The organism is Yoonia sp. 67-2 (genome assembly GCF_035117555.1).
Taxonomy (GTDB): Bacteria; Pseudomonadota; Alphaproteobacteria; order Rhodobacterales; family Rhodobacteraceae; genus Yoonia.
The window spans coordinates 98,529-116,040 of record NZ_JAYKPK010000008.1 but is presented as its reverse complement, the minus strand read 5'-3'; the positions used below and the strand labels follow the sequence as shown (position 1 = coordinate 116,040).

The window sequence follows — 17,512 nt, the reverse complement described above, 5'->3', positions numbered from 1 at the left end:
CAAATTTCACAGAAGGGCAGCAGTGGGCGCGATACGCCCCGTCACGCGGCCATCCCAGTTCAGCACCGGCGGTATCATCCGGGCCTTCGCCGCAGGATGATCCGCATGCAGCACACCCAGTTTCACCAAAATCGCGGTAATCGCCGCCTCACTCGCGCGGGTCGCGCCATCAGTGATCTTCAGCGCCACGCCAAGGCGTTTTTCCGGGATGATCGCGATGAACACGCCTTCGGCCCCGGTTTTCACCGCAACCTTGCCATCCATCGCGCGCATCAGATCGGTGCAGGCGCGGCCTTTGCCTGCGACCAGTTCGGGAAAGGCCATCATCGCATCGGTCAGCTTTTGTGCCGCCGTGCTGCGGATATCGGACCGATCCTGCGCCGAGGCGAAAAACGCCATCGCGCGCGCCAACCCATGCACCGTGCAGGCATGGTTTGGCGCAGTGCAACCGTCGATCCCGAACCCGGGGCTGGTTTCCTGCGTGACATCCTCGAACGCTTCCTTGCAGGCGATCTGCACCGGATGGTCAATCTCGGTATAATCCGGCCCGGCCTGCAGATATTTGGTCAGCGTCAGAAACCCTGCATGTTTGCCCGAACAATTGTTATGGATACGGCAAGGCTCCTGATGCGCGCGGATCATCGACAGATAGAGATCCTTGTCGCGCGACGCCTGCGGTCCGCAGCGGAAATCATCATCACCCAGCCCCAGATCCGCCAGCCAGTCACCGACCATCGACACATGCAACGGCGCACCTTCATGCGAGGCGCAGGCCAATGCCAGCTGCTCTGGCCGCAGGCCAGCCGCCGCCCCGCTTTCGACCAAAGGCAAGGCTTGCAGCATCTTGCAAGAAGACCGGGGATAGATCACCGCCGCCGGATCGCCCCAGGCCTGCACAATCGCGCCATTGTGATCGCAGACCACCGCATGGCCCTGATGCAGGCTTTCGATCATCTCGCCACGCCAGACTTCGACCAGATCAACGGGATGTGTCATGAATTTGCCTTTCTGATGCGCCGTATGGCCGCAATACCTTGCCGATTGGCGGATTGGGGGGTTTCCCCCAGCTGCATTTTTTTGATACCGTTTGTCTATCGTGTAGAAACCGGTCTTGCCAGTGCAAAGGGTGCCAGAAGATGCGCCCAGACGGGCAAGAACGTCCAGAGGCAAGGACAGCTTGGAGGCTGTAAGATGATCGTAAAACTGATGAAGACCTGTGGATTTCTATCCGCAGTGATGCTCGCCGGAACCGCATCGGCACAGAGCCAAAGCGAAAACCGTGTGGCCGCGGAATCCGACTGGGCCGTCTATGTCGAGGCTGATCCGCGCGAATGCTGGGCCGTCTCTGCCCCGGTCGAAACCCGCAACACCCGTGACGGTTCCCCCGTTGAGGTAAGCCGCGGTGATATCCAGATGCTGATCTTTTATCGCCCCGCCGATAATATCGCCGGGCAGGTGATGTTTGCGGGCGGTTATCCCTTCGCGCCCGGATCAACCGTGGCGCTGACAATCGGCGGAACAAATTACGAATTGTTCACCGAAGGCGATTTCGCCTGGCCCGCATCGGCGGAAGATGATGCCAGCATCATCGCCGCGATGAAACGTGGCGCGGATGCCACTGCCGTTGGCCGATCCGCGCGCGGAACCCAGACCAGCGACCGGTTCAGCCTGATCGGCTTTACCGCCGCCGTGGACGAGGCTGCGAGCCGCTGCACGGGGTGATGGGTCTGTTAAAATACTCTTAAGCCTCCGGCGGGAATATTTATACTCTGAAGATAAGGCTGGTTTTCTTGTGGAAACCGGCCTCTTTGCCTATATGGCAAGAATACCCTGACCAGAAAGACCGCCCCATGGACGTGCAAGCCCCGATCACGCAAGACGTGCTGACCATCCCGCGCAAGGTGCCGGACGGTTTGCCAAACCTTGTCGGCATGACCCGCGATCAGATGCGCGACGCGCTGATCGCCGCAGGCACGCCCGAAAAACAGGCGAAAATGCGGGTCGGCCAGATCTGGCAATGGATCTATCACTGGGGCATCCGTGATTTCGCCTTGATGACCAATCTGGCGAAAGATTACCGTGCCATGCTGGCCGAGAATTTTGTGGTGGCCGTGCCAGAGGTGGTCACCCGGCAGGTCAGCGGCGACGGCACCCGCAAATATCTGGTGCGCATCGCAGGCGGGCATGAGGTCGAGGTGGTCTATATCCCCGAAACCGACCGTGGCACGCTTTGCATCTCATCTCAGGTCGGTTGCACGCTGACCTGTTCGTTCTGCCATACCGGCACCCAGAAACTGGTGCGCAACCTGACCGCCGCTGAAATCGTCGGCCAGGTCATGGTCGCCCGCGATGATCTGGGCGAATGGCCCATTCAGGGCGCCCCCAAGGATGAAACCCGGCTTTTGTCCAATATCGTGCTGATGGGCATGGGCGAGCCGCTCTATAATTTCGAAAACGTCCGTGATGCGATGAAAATCGCGATGGACCCTGACGGCATTCAATTGTCACGCCGCCGGATCACCTTGTCGACCTCTGGCGTGGTGCCCGAGATCGCCCGCACCGCGCAGGAAATCGGTTGCCAATTGGCCATCTCCTTCCATGCGACCACGGATGAGGTGCGCGATAAACTGGTCCCGATCAACAAACGCTGGCCTCTGGCCGATCTGCTGGATGCTTTGCGCAGCTACCCCAAAGTCAGCAATTCCGAACGGATCACCTTTGAATATGTCATGCTGGACGGCGTGAATGACAGCGATGCCGATGCGCGCCGCTTGATCAAACTGATCGACGGCATCCCTGCCAAGATCAACCTGATCCCGTTCAACGAATGGCCCGGCGCGCCTTACAAGCGGTCATCGAACAACCGTATCCGCGCCTTTGCCGATATCATCTACAAGGCGGGCTATGCCTCGCCCATCCGCACGCCGCGGGGTGAGGATATCATGGCCGCCTGTGGTCAGCTGAAATCCGCGACCGAACGCGCCCGCAAATCCAAGGCCCAGATCGCGCAGGACGCCGGCCTGTGACGCTGCCGCCGAAGCCCGGCGGCAGCAAAGCGGCTTAGACCAACAGCGCGCGCGCCTGATCCGGTGACAGCGATGCCGGACGCTCGCAGGTCGTGGTCAGATCAATGAACCGCCGCTCCGCACCCGCGCGCAGGATCGCGGTCATCACATCGACGGCATGGACGGCAAGGTCGATGTTGCAGCGGTGCTCCCGCCCTTCGGCAATTGCTGCGGCCATATCGGCCAGACCGGCGCAGCGGTAATTGGCCTGTGCGTCCTGATTGGCGATCCCGAACGGGTGATCCCATTCCGGCAGGGCGGTGATTTCCTTATCCTGCCCGCCAATCTCGACCGTACCGCCAAAGAAATTCGGGTCGGGGATAAACAAAGACCCTGTTTCGCCGTAAAGTTCCATGTTCGCATGGCGATGCGTCCAGACATCCCAACTTGCGCCCAAGGTCACAGTCGCCCCATTCGCGAATTCCAGCAAAGCGTGGATATTGGTTGGCGTGTCCACAGGCACCTTTTCCCCCAGACGCGCGCCGTTGCCGATGGTCCGATCCGCAAAGGTCGCCGTGGCCAGCGCGGCGACGGATTTCACCGGCCCGATCAACTGGATCAGGTTGGTGATATAATAGGGGCCGATATCCAGCACCGGGCCAGCGCCGGGTTGGAAAAAGAAATCGGGGTTGGGGTGCCAGGCTTCCATCCCGTGGCTCATCACATGGCAGGTCCCGCCAATGATCCGCCCCACATCGCCCGCGTCAATCGCCGCGCGTGCCTGTTGATGCGCGCCACCAAGGAACGTATCGGGCGCAGATCCGATCCGCAGGTTCTTCGCTGCGGCCAGATTGCGCAATTCTTCCCCTTCGGCCAGCGTCAGGACCAAGGGTTTCTCGGAATAGGCATGTTTGCCCGCCTCCAAAATCTGCTTGGTCACCGCGAAATGCACCGCCGGGATGGTCAGGTTAACCACCACATCGATATCCGGCGCTTTCAGCAGATCCGCCACACTATCAGCGCGGACATTGAATTCCGCCGCCCGCCCGCGCGCTGCGTCCATATTGATATCCGCCACCGCCACCAGCCGCAAAGCTTTGAACAATGGGGCAAGCTTGAGATAGGCCGTAGAAATATTGCCGCATCCGATGATGCCGACGCCAAGTTGTGTCATATTTTTGTCCTTAGAATGATTGCACAGCAGCAAGGCTGCGGCGGGCAAAGCGCATATCGTCGCTGGGATTGTCGTGCTCGACGACATAATGATCGACACCCGCCGCTTGCAGCGCGGCATGGATCGCGGCCCAGTCCTGAATGCCATGGCCGACATCGGCCCAGCCATCCTCGTCCACAGCCACGCCATCGGGCGCGATATCCTTGACATGCACCGCAGTCAGGCGGCCTGCGTATTTCTTGATCCATGCCAATGGGTCATGGCCTGCAACGCGGACCCAGCCCAGATCAAGCTCCAGCATCAGGTCAGGCGCGGCAGCGGCGATCAGGTCCAGCGGGATATCGCCCTCGGGTGTCGTGTCAAATTCAAAGGCATGGTTGTGCCAGCCAAAGACCAGCCCGGCGTCCTGCACAGGCTTGCCTGCTGCGGCGAGACGTTTGCCAAAGGCGGTCCAACCGGCGCTGTCAGTCGGACGATCCTCTGCGGCAAGATAGGGGATGATCACTTTGCCGATGCCAAGGTCCTTGGCGGTGGCAACAGCGCCAGCGGCATCCTGCTCCACCATATCCAGCGCGAAATGGCAGCTTGGCATGGCCAGGTCATTGGCTTCCAGCGCAGATTTCAGACCGTCGACATCGGCCAGCAGGCCGCCGAAACCTTCGACATTCTCAAAGCCAAGTTCGGACAACTTGCGCATAGTTTCATCCAAAGGCGGGAAGTTGCGCGAGCAATAGAGTTGATAAGCAATACGAGGCATGGGTGTTTCCTTTTCTTGGTCAGGCATAGGTCGCGCTGTGCAGATCGCGCAGCGTGAAATTCGGGGTGGCACCGGGGTCAGCGGGGGTGAAGGTCAGGACCCGCGCCTCTCCCGGCAAAAGGTGAAAGGCATTGGCAGACCAGCGGCCCGGCACATCCGCCTCGATGGCGGTAAACAGCGAAAGTCCCTGCGCCGCGACGGTGACCGACAGGCCGTTTACGTCCATCGACAGCCCGCTGGGTTGCAGATCATAGCTTTTGAACGGCTTGGGCGCATGGATATCCGCGCCCGTCGCGCCACCCGCGCTTTCCCAACGAAAGGCGATCATCTCATCCGCCGCAAGACCCGCCAGCGGAATATCCATCACATCCACCGAATCAGCTTTCAGCGTCACCTCCGCCGTCCCGATATCCCGCAAGCTGCCATCCGGCCGCAAAGCTTGCGCCGTCACAACAACCTGCGCTTCCGGCCCGTCATTGATGCCGCGCAGGACAATCCGGTCACCGACAGGCACCGCCGTCACCAGCAAAGGCGCATAGAAATCCCGCGCCATATGGTGCAGCAACTTCCAGTCCCCGCCATGGTCCAGCGAGGCCCATGAACAGACCGGCCAGGTATCGTTCAACTGCCAGATCAGCGTGCCCATGCAATGCGGTTTCAGACTGCGCCAATGGGTGACAGCGGTCTTGATCGCCAACCCTTGCTGCACCTGCGACAGATAAACGAAATCGTCAAAATGTTTCGGCCAGCGGAAATAGCGGAACATCGTCTCTGCGATCCGTGCATTGCCGCCTGCATTCTTCTGATGGCTTTCCAGCACCGGGGCGGCGATATTCTGGTCCAGCACCCCAGCAAAGCGGTTGATCGCAGTCATCGACGGATAGCTTTGAAACCCAAATTCGGAACAAAACCGCGGTGCGATATCGCGGTAATGATCGAAATCGCGCCCTTCGTGCCAGACCGACCAGAAATGCATGTCGCCCGATCCGTCATCATGCCAGGCATCGCCAAAATTCATCGGCCCCGGCGAGGGCGAGGATGGCCACCAGATCGCTGCCGGATCAGTCTCTTTCAACGCCACCTCAATCGCGCGGTTCAGCCGGTCGTAATTCACCAGATAGCGGTCACGGTCCTTGCGGCTGACCTCATACCAGTTCAGCGCGCCGATCAACTCATTGTCGCCACACCAGAGCGCCAGACAGGCGTGATGCTGGATGCGGGTGACGTTCTCGACCACTTCCGCCGTGACCTCGGCCAGAAAACCGGGGGTGGAGGGGTAAAGATTGCAGGCAAACATGAAATCCTGCCAGACCAGCAGACCCAGTTCGTCGCAGGCATCATAAAAACTGTCCCGCTCATACCTTCCCCCGCCCCAGACGCGGATCATGTTCATATTGGCATCCACCGCCGATTGCAGCAGGCCGCGGGTCTTGGCGTCACTTATCTGACCGGGCAGAGCATCGGCGGGAATCCAGTTCGCCCCTTTGCAGAAAATATCCCGCCCATTGACGCGGAATTTGAACCCAAGGCCCGCCGCATCAGGCGTCGTCACCAGCTCCATCTGGCGCAACCCGATGCGGCGGTGGGCTGTCGCCCCACCCGCCGTGATCATCAGATCATAAAGCGGCTGATCCCCCTGCCCTGCGGGCCACCACAGATCAGGGTTCTGAATCGTCACGCTCAGCTGCGACGTGCCATCCACAACAGGTGCAGTTACACTTTGCCCTGCAATCGTGGCGCTGACATCGCCGCTGTGATGAGTGGTCTTGACCGACACATCCAGCGTCACCGCACCGTTCTGATGGGTTTGCGCCACCATCACACCATCAATCCGCGCTACCTCTGCCGGAACGATCTGCATCATCCCGTAAATCCCGAACGGGGCCAGCGCGATATTCCAGTCCCAGCCGAAATCGCAGGCCGGTTTGCGCAGCATATTGCCATTGGGGATCGGGCAATTGTCAGGGTGATGCGGCACCTCAAACGGCAGCGCCGCCTGTTTCGCCGCCCCCGCATTGACCGAGGAATGAAACGTCACGCGGATCATATTGCGCCCAACCTGCGCAACATCAGCCAAATTCACGCGGTAACTGCGAAACGCATTCTCGGCCCGCAACACCACCTGTCCATTGACCTGTACGGTCACAACGCAATCCATCTCTGACAGGACCAGATCGACATCCGTCGCTGTCAGGTCAAACTCCCGCACCGCATGCCAGTCACGCGCACAAATCCAGCGCAGGTCATATTCGTTGCGCCCCCAATAGGGATCAGGGATCAGCCCCGCGTCATGCAGCGCGCTGATCCCATCACTCGGCATCTGCATCGCGCAATTATGGGTGCCGCTGTCATCGGACAGCGACCATGCACCGGCAAGATCAAGCATTACAAACGATCCTCGGTCTTCTTGTCAAAGATCGACGCGCGTGACGGATCAATCCCGATCGCCAGCACCTCACCGGATTTCACCCGCGCCTGACCATCCATGCGGATACGGAACGGATGCCGGCCCAGCTTGGCATAGATCAGCGTATCGGACCCCATCGGTTCGACCAGATCGACGTCCACATCGAATTGCAGCGGCGCATTGCGCACCAATTCACCCGTCACAACATGCTCCGGCCTGATCCCGATCACGGCTGTATGATCGCTGGTCTGCGGGGTCAGAAACTCATAGCCCACCATGGGCATGACCATATCATCGACCTTGAAATTGCCGCCTTCCAGCCGCCCCTCAAGGAAATTCATCGACGGACTGCCGATGAAATCCGCAACATAAAGGTTGCGGGGCCGGTTATAAATCTCATCCGGGCTGCCCAATTGCATGATCTTGCCGCCTTTCATGACGGCAATGCGGTCGGCCAAAGTCATCGCCTCGATCTGGTCATGCGTCACGTAGATCATCGTGTTCTGCAATTGGTTATGCAGGCGCTTCAACTCGACCCGCAGATCAACCCGCAGCTTGGCGTCAAGGTTGGACAAAGGTTCATCGAACAAAAACACATCGACATCGCGCACCAGCGCCCGGCCAATCGCAACACGCTGGCGCTGACCACCCGACAAAGCCCCCGGTTTGCGGTCCAGCAGCGGCTGAATTTGCAGGATATCGGCGGCCCGGTTCACCCGCTTTTCAATCTCGGCCTTGGGCAGCCGCGCATTCTTCAACCCGAACGACAGGTTCCCCCGCACCGTCATCTGCGGATAAAGCGCATAGGATTGAAACACCATCCCGATGCCGCGTTCCGACGGTTCCGCCCAGGTCACATTGCGGCCCTTGATGAAGATCTGACCATCCGTGACCTCCAACAGCCCCGCGATGCAATTGAGCAAGGTGGATTTGCCACAGCCCGAAGAGCCCAGAAGCACCAGAAATTCACCTTCATGGATATCAAGGTCCAGATTTTGCAGGACTTTGACCGCCCCGAAAGCCAGATCGAGTTGTTTGATTTGTACAGAATACGTCATGGATCAACCTTTGACTGCGCCGGCGGCGATGCCGCGGACAAAAAGTTTGCCAGAGGCAAAGTAGATAACAAGTGGCACGATGCCGGTGAGAAGGGTCGCCGCCATATTGACGTTATATTCCTTCACCCCCTGCACCGAATTGACGATGTTATTCAGCTGCACCGTCATCGGATAGGTGGATGGCTTGGTGTAGATCACGCCGAACAGGAAATCGTTCCAGATACCCGTCACCTGCAGGATCATCGCGACGACAAAGATCGGCAGCGACATCGGCAGCATGATGCGGAAATAGATGCCCCAGAACCCGGCGCCATCGACACGGGCCGCCTTGAACAATTCCTCGGGCAGTGACGTGAAATAATTGCGGAACAGCAGCGTCAGGATCGGCATGCCGAACACCGCATGGACCAGCACCAACCCGCCAAGCGATCCCATCAGGCCCACTTCGCGCAGGATGATCACGATCGGATAGATCATCGTCTGATAAGGGATGAAGGCCCCGATGATCAGGATCGTGAAAAAGGTTTCCGATCCTTTGAACCGCCAGTTCGCCAGCGCATAGCCATTGATCGACGCGATCGAGATTGACAGGATCAGTGACGGGATCAGGATATTCACCGAATTCCAGAAACCACGCTGCAACCCGTCGCAATTGATGCCGGTGCAGGCCTCTGACCAGGCCTTGACCCAGGGTTCAAAGGTAATCTCCATCGGCGGGCCAAAGACATTGCCCATGCGGATTTCGGGCATGCCTTTCAGCGAGGTGACGATCATCACGTAAAGCGGCAGCAGATAGTACAGGCTGACCAGCAGCAATGTGCCATAAAGAAAGATATTGGCGCGGCTGAAGGATTTTTTCGGTTTTGGCCCGCGCGGGCCGTCTCGCAAAGCTGCGTCAGCCATTCTTCTTGCCTCCGAATTCCAGATAGGCCCAAGGGATCAGAATGATGATCACCGACACCAGCATCATGGTGGATGCGGCAAAGCCCTGACCAAGGTTCTGCGCCTGGAACATATAGTTGATGACGTATTTTGCCGGCACTTCAGAGGCGAGCCCGGGGCCACCATTGGTTTGCGCGACCACAAGGTCATAAAGTTTGATGATACCGCTGGCGATCAGCACCAGCGCGGTCACGAAAATCGGGCGCATCATCGGGATGATGATCACGACATAGGTTTTCCATGTCGGAATCCCGTCCACCCGCGCGGCTTTCCAGATATCTTCGTCGATCCCGCGCAGACCGGCCAGCATCACGACCATGATGAAACCGGACCCTTGCCAGATCCCGGCGATCAGAATGCCATACATGACGATATCGGGGTTGTTCAGCGGATCGAAGGCGAAACTGGTCCAGCCAAAATCGCGTATGACGCTTTGCATGCCGAATTCCGGGTTCAGAATCCACTGCCAGGCAAGGCCGGTCACGACAAAGGACAGCGCGAAAGGATACAGGAATATGGTGCGGAACACCGCCTCGCCCCGGATCTTGCGGTCCAGACAGGCAGCAAGCGTAAAGCCGATCACCAGCGTCAGGATCAATGAACAGATGCCGTAGATGGCAAGGTTCTGGATCGAGATCATCCAGCGGCTGCTTTCCCAAAGCCGTTCATATTGGTCAAGGCCGACAAAATCCAGCCGGGGCAACAGCCGCGAACTTGTGAATGAATGTACAACCGTCCAGATCGTACCGCCGACGAAAACCACCAGCACGGTCAATATCATCGGGATCGAAGCGATCTTGGAATTCAGGTTGCGGAATAGCTTGTTGGGCCGCTTGGCTGCGTCCATCATGGTTCCCCCAGAGCAAAGGCAATTGGTGGGCCCGGCGTTCAACCGGGCCCGGTCAGCGACGACGCTTAGTCAGCGGCGGCGATGATAGAGACGTAGCGGGATTGTGCATCCTCAGCGCTCATGCTTGAGGTCCAGAATTCCGCCATCAGTTCTTCGATCTGGGTCTGGGTGTCGGGGGTGAACAACATGTCACCAGTCGGCAGGATGTTGCCATCGGCAAGGATTTCAAGCCCTTTCTGCATGCAGGCGTTGGCAGCAGACATTTCGATGTCGCCACGCACCGGCAAGGAGCCCTTGGCAAGGTTGAACGCAACCTGCACCTCGGGCGAGATCATCAAAGCGGCCAGTTCAAGCTGTGCAGCCGTCACTTCTGGGTCGCTGTTCACGGGGAAATAGAAGGCATCACCGCCGGTATCTAGAATGGCGGCTTCACCCAGTCCCGGCAGACAGCTGTAATCTTCGCCAGCGACCTGTTCGGCGATCTGGAATTCACCCTGCGCCCAATCACCCATGATCTGGCCAGCGGCCTGACCCGCGATCACCATATTGGTGGCCTGATTCCAGTCCTGCACGTTGCTGCCGCTCGCCATGTCGCGCGCTGTAACGGCTGATTCGAACACGCGGGCATATTCCGGCCCGCCTGCGACGCTTTCGTCGCGGTCGACATGGACGGCGCGCCATGCCTCTTCACCTGCCAGCGCAATGGCCATCACGCCGAATGCACCCGATTGTTGCCAGCTTTGCTGACCCATGGCCAAAGGCAGGATGCCGGCCTCTTCCAACGCAGGGGCGGCAGCGACATATTCTTCCCAATTCGTGGGCACATCGATGCCCGCCTGTTCAAAGGCGGCATGGCTCAGCCACAGCCATTGCCAGGAATGGATGTTCACGGGGACGCAATAGATGCGGCCATCCAATGTGCAGCTGTCAAGCAGCGTTGACGGGTTGACGACATCGCGCCAGCCGCCAGCCTCGGCCACTTCGGTCAGGTCCAGCATCAGCCCGGCCTCAATCAGTTCCTCGGACTGCCGTCCGTGGTTCAACTGGGTCGCGGCCATCGGGTCGCCGCCCAGAATACGCGAAATGATGATCGGGCGGGCTGTGCCACCGGCACCGGCGATTGCACCATCGATCCATGTGTTGCCGGTGGCATTCCATGCTTCGGCGAATTTTGTGACAGCGGCGGCCTCCCCCCCCGATGTCCACCAATGTGTGACTTCCAAATCAACGGCCGAAGCCGCCGATGCGCTGACGATGCAAGTCGCCGCGAGCAGTTGTGTTGTCAGTTTCACGATTCTTTCCTCCCTGGTCCTAAATCGTTATAGATCAGCCTATATCGATTTAGATTGACCTCGCAACAAAAAATAAGCCAAACTTTCAACAAGCGCGGTCGCGATGTATAAGACCTTGTGGTTGATCAATTTTTACATGATGCCATGGCTTGAACACAGCGACAGACACGGGCGGAGTGACGCCAGAACAAGGATGCCAGCCGATGGCAACAAGCCGAACCAGCGCAGAAATTGCCGCCTCGACCGCGGCGGTGACCGGCAAACCGACGCTGAAAACCATCGCGCGGATCAGCGGTCTGGCCGTGCCGACCGTGTCACGCGCGCTCAGCGATGCGCCCGATATCGGTGCTGAGACCAAGAAACTGATCCGCAAGATCGCCAGCGACATCGGCTACGTCCCCAACCGCGCGGGCGTGCGCCTGCGCACGGGCCGGACCAATGTGATCAGCCTTGTCATGTCGACCGAGATGGATCTGATGAGCCATACCGCGCGGCTGATTTCTTCCGTTGCCGGGGCCTTGCGCGACACGCCCTATCACCTGATCGTCACGCCGTTTTTCCCTGATCAGGACCCGATGGAACCCGTGCGCTATATCGTGGAAACCGGATCAGCCGATGCGATCATCCTGAACCAGATCAGGGCCGATGATCCCCGTGTCAATTACATGATGGCCCGGCATTTTCCTTTTGCCACACATGGCCGGACGGATCAGGCCAGCCTGCATCCCTATTATGATTTCGATAACGAAGCCTTCGGCACCATGGCCGCGCAGCGCCTGATCGCGCGCGGGCGCAGGCATATCCTGCTGATCCCGCCCCCCGCCGCACATAATTACGCCCAGCACATGATCGCCGGTGTCAGCCGCGCGGTGCAGGAAGGTGGTGTCGGGCTGACGATCTCTGACACCGTCTCAAGCGACAACAAAAGCGCCGATGTCGTGCCCTTCATCCTCGACAAACTGACACACCAGCCCGAAATCGACGCGATCATCGTCGGATCAACGACATCGGCGATGGGGGCGGTCTCTGCCATTGAACAGGCAGGCAAAACCGTAGGCAAAGAGGTGGACCTTTTCGCGAAAGAGGCGGTGCCCTTCCTGAAATTGTTCCGCGCGGATATCCTGACCCTGTCCGAAAAGATCGGGATTGCGGGCGAATTTCTGGCCAAAGCCGCCATTCAGGCGATCCGCAACCCAGAGGCACCGCCGATGCAGGCGCTGGAAACCCCGTCAGACGATCCGTTGTAACGCGGCGATGATCGCCGGGATCGGCTGGTCGATGCGGACCACCGCTGCCGCATTCTGCGGCACTTCCAACGTGGCCAACTGACTGTCGAGCAGGCTTGGCGGCATGTAATGGCCTTGCCGTTCGGCCAGACGCGCCGTGACCACATCGCGGGGGGCCTCCAGATAGGCGATTTTCAGATCAGGCACCGCCGCGCGCAGATGATCGCGATAGGATTTCTTCAGCGCCGAACAGGCGAAAACCACCGGCTGATCCGCGCGCGCCGCCTGCACCGCCTGCCCCAGCGCGTCGAGCCACGGCCAGCGCATCGCATCATTCAGCGGCTGACCCGCCGCCATCTGGGCCACGTTTTCGGCGGGGTGGTAATCATCCCCATCCAGAAAGACGCCGCCAATTGCATCGGCCAGACCTGCGCCGATGGTCGATTTGCCGCAGCCGGATACGCCCATGACCATGATTGCAGAATACATCTCAGCGCCCCGGGATCGCACCGCGCTTGGTGCCTTTGCCGTCCCAAGTGTCGATGATTTCCACCGCTTCCTCTGCCGTTTCGACAAAGCGGAACAACGCCAGATCGTCGCGCGAAATCGTGCCAGCATCGGCAAGCGCTTCCCAATTGATGATCTTTTCCCAGAATTCGCGGCCAAACAGCAGGAACGGCACCTGCCCCATGCGGCCGGTCTGGATCAGGGTCAGCGCCTCGAACATTTCGTCCAGCGTGCCGAAACCGCCCGGAAACACACAGACAGCCGAAGCGCGCATCAGGAAATGCATCTTGCGGATCGCGAAATAGTGGAAGTTAAAGCACAGATCCGGCGTGACATATTCATTGGGCGCCTGTTCATGCGGCAGCACGATATTCAGCCCGATGGACACGCCGCCCGCATCCTGCGCGCCGCGATTGCCCGCCTCCATCACGCCCGGCCCGCCGCCGGTGGCGATGACGTCCTCACCGCCGCCTTTTTGGATCGACCGTTCGGTCATCAGCCGGGCGAATTTGCGCGCCTCGTCGTAGTATTTTGACAGATCGGCCAGCGTCTGCGACTTGGCTGTGTCTTTTTTCGATGGCTCGGGGATGCGCGCGCCGCCGAACAGGACCACGGTGGATTTGATCCCCGCCTCGTTCATCATCAGTTCGGGCTTCAGCAATTCCAGTTGCAGACGCACAGGCCGCAATTCCTCGCGCAGCAGAAAGTCCTGATCGGCAAAGGCCAGAGCATAGGATGGCGCGCGGGTCTGCGGCGTGTCGGGGATCTGGCGTGCGGTTTCCTGATCCTGCTGGCTGTCACGAAACGGATGGCGGCGGTCGTCTTTCATCATTCTTCCTCGCATTGCGCCCTTGGGCCGTTCCGGTCTATAGCCCATTGCAACCACAGACCACAGCTAAACCGGAGAATCCCATGTCGAATGCCGCCCTTGAGACCGCCATCGAAGCCGCCTGGGACGTGCGCGACACGATCACGCCCGCCACCAAAGGCGAGACCCGCGATGCGATTGAAACCACGCTGAACGCGCTGGACAGCGGCAGCCTGCGGGTCGCGGAAAAGCAGGATGACGGCAATTGGCATGTGAACCAATGGGCGAAAAAGGCGGTGCTGCTGTCGTTCCGTCTGAACGATATGGAGCCGATTTCCGGCGGCAATGGCGGGTCCACATGGTGGGACAAGGTGCCATCGAAATTCGACGGCTGGGGTGAAAACCAATGGCGCGCCGCAGGGTTCCGCGCCGTGCCGGGGTCGATCGTGCGCCGGTCGGCGTTTATCGGCAAGGGCGTGGTGCTGATGCCGTCCTTCGTGAACCTTGGTGCCTATGTCGATGAAGGCACGATGGTCGATGGCTGGGCCACGGTCGGGTCCTGCGCGCAGATCGGCAAGAATGTGCATCTGTCCGGCGGCGTCGGCATCGGCGGCGTGCTGGAACCGATGCAGGCAGGCCCGACGATTATCGAGGATAATTGCTTTATCGGTGCCCGCTCCGAGGTTGTCGAAGGCTGCATCATCCGTGAAGGGTCCGTGCTGGGCATGGGCGTGTTCATCGGCCAATCCACGAAAATCGTGGACCGCGCGACGGGTGAGGTCACCTATGGCGAGGTGCCGCCCTATTCCGTGGTCGTCGCCGGCACGATGCCATCGACCAATGGCGTCAGCCTGTACTGCGCGGTGATCGTGAAACGGGTCGATGAAAAGACCCGTTCCAAAACCGGCATCAACGAATTGCTGCGCGACTGAGATGATCCTCAGCCGGATCATCGCCCGCCGCCGCATCGCTGCGGGCCAGCAGCCATCGTTCATTGCGGGCTGGTGGCCGGTGGCGGCGGATATTGCGATGATCGCGGCGGTCTTGGCGATGCTCTGGCAGCCGCTATTGACGGCGATCTATGTGGCGGACCTGCCGCTTTATGGGACCATCCTGGTCCTGTTGTTCGCGATCTACCTGCCGTTTCAGATCGTCGTCGTGATATCAACGATCTGGGCGGTCAAATCCCGCTGGATAGAGGAAGACAGCAAATGAGTGCCAAGGAAAGCCGCCAAAAGGTATTCACCCTGCTGGTCGAGGTTGGGCGCAGCGCCGATGACGGGTTGCCCGATGGTGCGACCGGTGCAGCGCTGATGTGCTATGCCTCTGGCGTGGACGAGGCCGAGGCGGTGCGCGAAACCGTCGCGATCCTGAAACAGGCTGATCTGGCACCCTTGGACGTGTCAGGTTACGGCACGCTGGATGAGCGGCTGGCCGAAGGGCATGATATTTCGGATGAGGAACGCGAGCTGATGCAGCGGGCCTTGGATGAAAACAGCGTCATCGTGGCGCAGATGACGCCGTTTTACGATAAGGCAGAGTAGAGACCTGAAACCTTCCCCGCGGGGAAGATCGCCGTCACGTAAAACCTTCCCCGCGGGGAAGGTTTTTTACACCGCAGCCTTGCGGCTTTCGTCCAGATAAATCTCGCGCAGGCGCGCGGCGACCGGACCCGGCGTGCCTTTGCCGACGGCTTTGCCATCCACTTCGACCACCGGCATGACAAAGGCACTGGCGGAGGTGATGAAAGCCTCATCCGCCTCCTGCGCCTCGGCGATGGAAAAGCTGCGTTCCTCGACCTGCATCTGTGCTTCGCGCGCGAAGCGCAGGACGGCGGCGCGGGTGATGCCGTGCAGGATTTCATGGCCCAGATGGCGGGTGATGATCGTGTTGCCCTTGACGATATAGGCGTTGTTGGATGTGCCTTCGGTGACCATCCCATCCTCGACCATCCAGGCGTCATCGACTCCGGCGGCCTTGGCCATCATCTTGCCCATCGAGGGATAAAGAAGTTGCACGGTCTTGATATCGCGCCGCGCCCAGCGCTGATCGGCGACCGAGATGATCTTGATCCCAGTTTTCGCGGCGGGGCTGTTGGCGAGGCCCGGCTTGTTCTGAGTGAACAGCACGACAGTCGGCGTGCAGGTTTCGGGATCGGGAAAGGCGAAATCGCGGTCACCGGGCGCGCCACGGGTGATCTGCAGATAGATCATGCCTTCCTCAATCTCGTTCAGGCGCACCAACTCGCGGTGGATGTCCAGCAGATCGGGCAGGCAGGTGGGGTGCGGCATGTCCAACTCGCTCAGCGAGCGTTCGAGCCGTTTGGCGTGACCAGCGAAATCGATCAGCTTGCCATCCAGCACGGATGTAACCTCGTAAACGCCATCGGCCATCAGGAAGCCACGGTCAAAGATCGAAATTGTGGCTTCGTTTTCAGGCAGATAGGTGCCGTTGACGTAGACTGTACGCATATTCATCCCCAAAGGTCAGCGGCGGGCGGATGCACGCCATGTTCATCAAACTGCAAAGGTGTTGCGCGGTCTTCGGCCAATAACAGCGGCCCGTCAAGATCCGTGAATGCCACGCCTTGGGCAAGGATCGTCGCGGGTGCCATGGCGAGCGATGAGCCGACCATGCAACCGACCATCACGCCGTAACCTTCGGCCTGCGCCTGTGCTTTCAGCGCCAAGGCTTCGGTCAACCCGCCAGTTTTATCCAGCTTGATATTCACCATGTCATATTTGCCCCGCAGGCCGGGCAGGCTGGCGCGGTCATGGCAGCTTTCATCGGCACAAACCGGCAAAGGCCGCGCAATTTCACCCAGCATATCATCGGCCCCGGCGGGTAGCGGTTGTTCGACCATCTGCACGCCAAGGCGGATCAGATGCGGGGCGAGGTAGGCGTAAACCTCTGCCGTCCAGCCTTCATTGGCGTCGACGATAATCCGGGCATCTGGCGCGCCACGGCGGACAGCCTCCAGCCGGGCCATGTCATCGGGCGTGCCGAGTTTGATCTTGAGCAGGGGGCGGTGGGCGTTCTTTGCCGCCTGCAATTGCATCACCTCGGGTGTGTCGAGCGACAAAGTATAGGCGGTGATTTCCGGCCTTGGCGCGGGCAGGCCCAGCAAATCCCATACCCGTTTGCCCGCCTTTTTGGCCGCGTGATCCCAGAACGCACAATCGAGCGCATTCCGCGCGGCACCGGCGGGCAGGACGTGCTGCAAATCGGGCCAGGCACCCGCAAAGCTCATGACCTGTTCGGTCACGCTCTCCAGCGTCTCACCATAGCGCGCATAGGGCACGCATTCGCCGCGCCCGACATAGCCGTCACCGGCGACGGTCACGGTCAGCACTTTGGCTTCGGTCCGCGACCCGCGCGAGATGGTGAACACCTGCGCCAGCCGGAACACATCAGATGAAACTGCAACCTTCATCATCGTCCGAGCCCAAGTATCCCCGCCGGAGGCATCCGGTTTCGCCAGAAACC

The 17,512-nt window shown here is 59.7% G+C and carries 18 protein-coding genes; 6 read left to right on the top strand and 12 right to left on the bottom strand.

Features of this window, described 5'->3' with window-relative positions; translation table 11 throughout:
* Positions 1-6: 6 nt before the first annotated feature.
* The gene (locus tag VOY09_RS13740) at positions 7-996 is read right to left on the bottom strand and encodes an asparaginase (protein WP_322894464.1); all 990 of its coding nucleotides are present in this window, start codon (positions 994-996) and stop codon (positions 7-9) included.
* A 195-nt stretch (positions 997-1,191) separates the two neighbouring features.
* On the opposite strand from VOY09_RS13740, the gene VOY09_RS13735 reads away from it, so the two are divergent.
* Positions 1,192-1,722, top strand: coding sequence for an invasion associated locus B family protein (locus VOY09_RS13735; RefSeq protein ID WP_322894465.1), 531 nt, complete (start codon positions 1,192-1,194; stop codon positions 1,720-1,722).
* 128 nt (positions 1,723-1,850) lie between these two features.
* Positions 1,851-3,026, top strand: coding sequence for a 23S rRNA (adenine(2503)-C(2))-methyltransferase RlmN (rlmN, locus tag VOY09_RS13730; RefSeq protein ID WP_322894466.1), 1,176 nt, complete (start codon positions 1,851-1,853; stop codon positions 3,024-3,026).
* A gap of 34 nt (positions 3,027-3,060) precedes the next feature.
* Here the strand turns inward: rlmN and VOY09_RS13725 are convergent, their stop codons facing one another.
* From VOY09_RS13725 to VOY09_RS13695, 7 genes are all read right to left on the bottom strand, one after another.
* Positions 3,061-4,179, bottom strand: a complete 1,119-nt coding sequence (locus VOY09_RS13725) for a Gfo/Idh/MocA family oxidoreductase (protein ID WP_322894467.1) — start codon at positions 4,177-4,179, stop codon at positions 3,061-3,063.
* Positions 4,180-4,189: 10 nt separating this feature from the next.
* A complete protein-coding gene (locus VOY09_RS13720; RefSeq protein ID WP_322894468.1) occupies positions 4,190-4,936 on the bottom strand; it encodes a sugar phosphate isomerase/epimerase in 747 nt (248 codons plus the stop codon).
* Between the two features lie 19 nt (positions 4,937-4,955).
* Positions 4,956-7,322: a beta-mannosidase gene (locus VOY09_RS13715; RefSeq protein WP_322894469.1), complete on the bottom strand. Its 2,367-nt coding sequence runs from the start codon at positions 7,320-7,322 to the stop codon at positions 4,956-4,958.
* Entirely contained in the window at positions 7,322-8,401 is a 1,080-nt protein-coding gene (locus tag VOY09_RS13710) for an ABC transporter ATP-binding protein (RefSeq protein WP_322894470.1), read from the bottom strand. The genes VOY09_RS13715 and VOY09_RS13710 overlap by 1 nt, the downstream gene beginning before the upstream one ends.
* Positions 8,402-8,404: 3 nt before the next feature.
* Positions 8,405-9,304: a carbohydrate ABC transporter permease gene (locus tag VOY09_RS13705; RefSeq protein ID WP_322894471.1), complete on the bottom strand. Its 900-nt coding sequence runs from the start codon at positions 9,302-9,304 to the stop codon at positions 8,405-8,407.
* The gene (locus VOY09_RS13700) at positions 9,297-10,190 is read right to left on the bottom strand and encodes a sugar ABC transporter permease (protein WP_322894472.1); all 894 of its coding nucleotides are present in this window, start codon (positions 10,188-10,190) and stop codon (positions 9,297-9,299) included. The genes VOY09_RS13705 and VOY09_RS13700 overlap by 8 nt, the downstream gene beginning before the upstream one ends.
* Positions 10,191-10,258: 68 nt before the next feature.
* Complete coding sequence (locus VOY09_RS13695) at positions 10,259-11,485, bottom strand: ABC transporter substrate-binding protein (RefSeq protein WP_322894473.1); 1,227 nt, start codon at positions 11,483-11,485, stop codon at positions 10,259-10,261.
* 203 nt (positions 11,486-11,688) lie between these two features.
* Here VOY09_RS13695 and VOY09_RS13690 point away from each other — a divergent pair, with 203 nt between their 5' ends.
* Complete coding sequence (locus VOY09_RS13690) at positions 11,689-12,732, top strand: LacI family transcriptional regulator (RefSeq protein WP_322894474.1); 1,044 nt, start codon at positions 11,689-11,691, stop codon at positions 12,730-12,732.
* On the opposite strand, the gene VOY09_RS13685 is transcribed toward VOY09_RS13690, so the two are convergent.
* Positions 12,715-13,200, bottom strand: a complete 486-nt coding sequence (locus tag VOY09_RS13685; RefSeq protein ID WP_322894475.1) for a gluconokinase — start codon at positions 13,198-13,200, stop codon at positions 12,715-12,717. The two genes, VOY09_RS13690 and VOY09_RS13685, sit on opposite strands and share 18 nt — an antisense overlap.
* 1 nt (position 13,201) lies before the next feature.
* The gene (locus tag VOY09_RS13680) at positions 13,202-14,047 is read right to left on the bottom strand and encodes a TIGR00730 family Rossman fold protein (RefSeq protein ID WP_322894476.1); all 846 of its coding nucleotides are present in this window, start codon (positions 14,045-14,047) and stop codon (positions 13,202-13,204) included.
* Between the two features lie 83 nt (positions 14,048-14,130).
* Between VOY09_RS13680 and dapD the strand changes: the two genes are divergently transcribed.
* The 3 genes from dapD to VOY09_RS13665 are packed head-to-tail and all read left to right on the top strand — an operon-like array spanning position 14,131 to position 15,570.
* Entirely contained in the window at positions 14,131-14,958 is an 828-nt protein-coding gene (gene dapD / locus VOY09_RS13675; RefSeq protein ID WP_322894477.1) for a 2,3,4,5-tetrahydropyridine-2,6-dicarboxylate N-succinyltransferase, read from the top strand.
* Positions 14,909-15,241: a hypothetical protein gene (locus tag VOY09_RS13670; protein ID WP_323811285.1), complete on the top strand. Its 333-nt coding sequence runs from the start codon at positions 14,909-14,911 to the stop codon at positions 15,239-15,241. The genes dapD and VOY09_RS13670 overlap by 50 nt, the downstream gene beginning before the upstream one ends.
* On the top strand, positions 15,238-15,570 hold the full coding sequence (locus VOY09_RS13665) for a hypothetical protein (protein WP_322894480.1): 333 nt from the start codon (positions 15,238-15,240) through the stop codon (positions 15,568-15,570). Before VOY09_RS13670 ends, VOY09_RS13665 begins: the two co-directional genes overlap by 4 nt.
* A gap of 66 nt (positions 15,571-15,636) precedes the next feature.
* On the opposite strand, the gene VOY09_RS13660 is transcribed toward VOY09_RS13665, so the two are convergent.
* Together VOY09_RS13660 and dgcA are read right to left on the bottom strand one after the other, a co-directional pair.
* Positions 15,637-16,503: a D-amino-acid transaminase gene (locus tag VOY09_RS13660; protein ID WP_322894481.1), complete on the bottom strand. Its 867-nt coding sequence runs from the start codon at positions 16,501-16,503 to the stop codon at positions 15,637-15,639.
* Positions 16,500-17,462, bottom strand: a complete 963-nt coding sequence (gene dgcA, locus VOY09_RS13655) for an N-acetyl-D-Glu racemase DgcA (RefSeq protein WP_416236749.1) — start codon at positions 17,460-17,462, stop codon at positions 16,500-16,502. Before dgcA ends, VOY09_RS13660 begins: the two co-directional genes overlap by 4 nt.
* Between the last annotated feature and the right edge of the window lie 50 nt (positions 17,463-17,512).

What these genes read in the sequence shown, in the direction of transcription:
- rlmN (WP_322894466.1), top strand. Translation starts at nt 1,851, where the DNA reads ATGGACGTGCAAGCCCCGATCACGCAAGACGTGCTGACCATCCCGCGC.
- VOY09_RS13680 (WP_322894476.1), bottom strand. Translation starts at nt 14,047, where the DNA reads ATGAAAGACGACCGCCGCCATCCGTTTCGTGACAGCCAGCAGGATCAG.
- VOY09_RS13725 (WP_322894467.1), bottom strand. Translation starts at nt 4,179, where the DNA reads ATGACACAACTTGGCGTCGGCATCATCGGATGCGGCAATATTTCTACG.
- VOY09_RS13720 (WP_322894468.1), bottom strand. Translation starts at nt 4,936, where the DNA reads ATGCCTCGTATTGCTTATCAACTCTATTGCTCGCGCAACTTCCCGCCT.
- VOY09_RS13705 (WP_322894471.1), bottom strand. Translation starts at nt 9,304, where the DNA reads ATGGCTGACGCAGCTTTGCGAGACGGCCCGCGCGGGCCAAAACCGAAA.
- VOY09_RS13700 (WP_322894472.1), bottom strand. Translation starts at nt 10,190, where the DNA reads ATGGACGCAGCCAAGCGGCCCAACAAGCTATTCCGCAACCTGAATTCC.
- VOY09_RS13660 (WP_322894481.1), bottom strand. Translation starts at nt 16,503, where the DNA reads ATGAATATGCGTACAGTCTACGTCAACGGCACCTATCTGCCTGAAAAC.
- VOY09_RS13690 (WP_322894474.1), top strand. Translation starts at nt 11,689, where the DNA reads ATGGCAACAAGCCGAACCAGCGCAGAAATTGCCGCCTCGACCGCGGCG.
- VOY09_RS13670 (WP_323811285.1), top strand. Translation starts at nt 14,909, where the DNA reads ATGAAAAGACCCGTTCCAAAACCGGCATCAACGAATTGCTGCGCGACT.
- VOY09_RS13685 (WP_322894475.1), bottom strand. Translation starts at nt 13,200, where the DNA reads ATGTATTCTGCAATCATGGTCATGGGCGTATCCGGCTGCGGCAAATCG.
- VOY09_RS13740 (WP_322894464.1), bottom strand. Translation starts at nt 996, where the DNA reads ATGACACATCCCGTTGATCTGGTCGAAGTCTGGCGTGGCGAGATGATC.
- VOY09_RS13735 (WP_322894465.1), top strand. Translation starts at nt 1,192, where the DNA reads ATGATCGTAAAACTGATGAAGACCTGTGGATTTCTATCCGCAGTGATG.
- VOY09_RS13665 (WP_322894480.1), top strand. Translation starts at nt 15,238, where the DNA reads ATGAGTGCCAAGGAAAGCCGCCAAAAGGTATTCACCCTGCTGGTCGAG.
- VOY09_RS13710 (WP_322894470.1), bottom strand. Translation starts at nt 8,401, where the DNA reads ATGACGTATTCTGTACAAATCAAACAACTCGATCTGGCTTTCGGGGCG.
- dgcA (WP_416236749.1), bottom strand. Translation starts at nt 17,462, where the DNA reads ATGATGAAGGTTGCAGTTTCATCTGATGTGTTCCGGCTGGCGCAGGTG.
- dapD (WP_322894477.1), top strand. Translation starts at nt 14,131, where the DNA reads ATGTCGAATGCCGCCCTTGAGACCGCCATCGAAGCCGCCTGGGACGTG.
- VOY09_RS13715 (WP_322894469.1), bottom strand. Translation starts at nt 7,322, where the DNA reads ATGCTTGATCTTGCCGGTGCATGGTCGCTGTCCGATGACAGCGGCACC.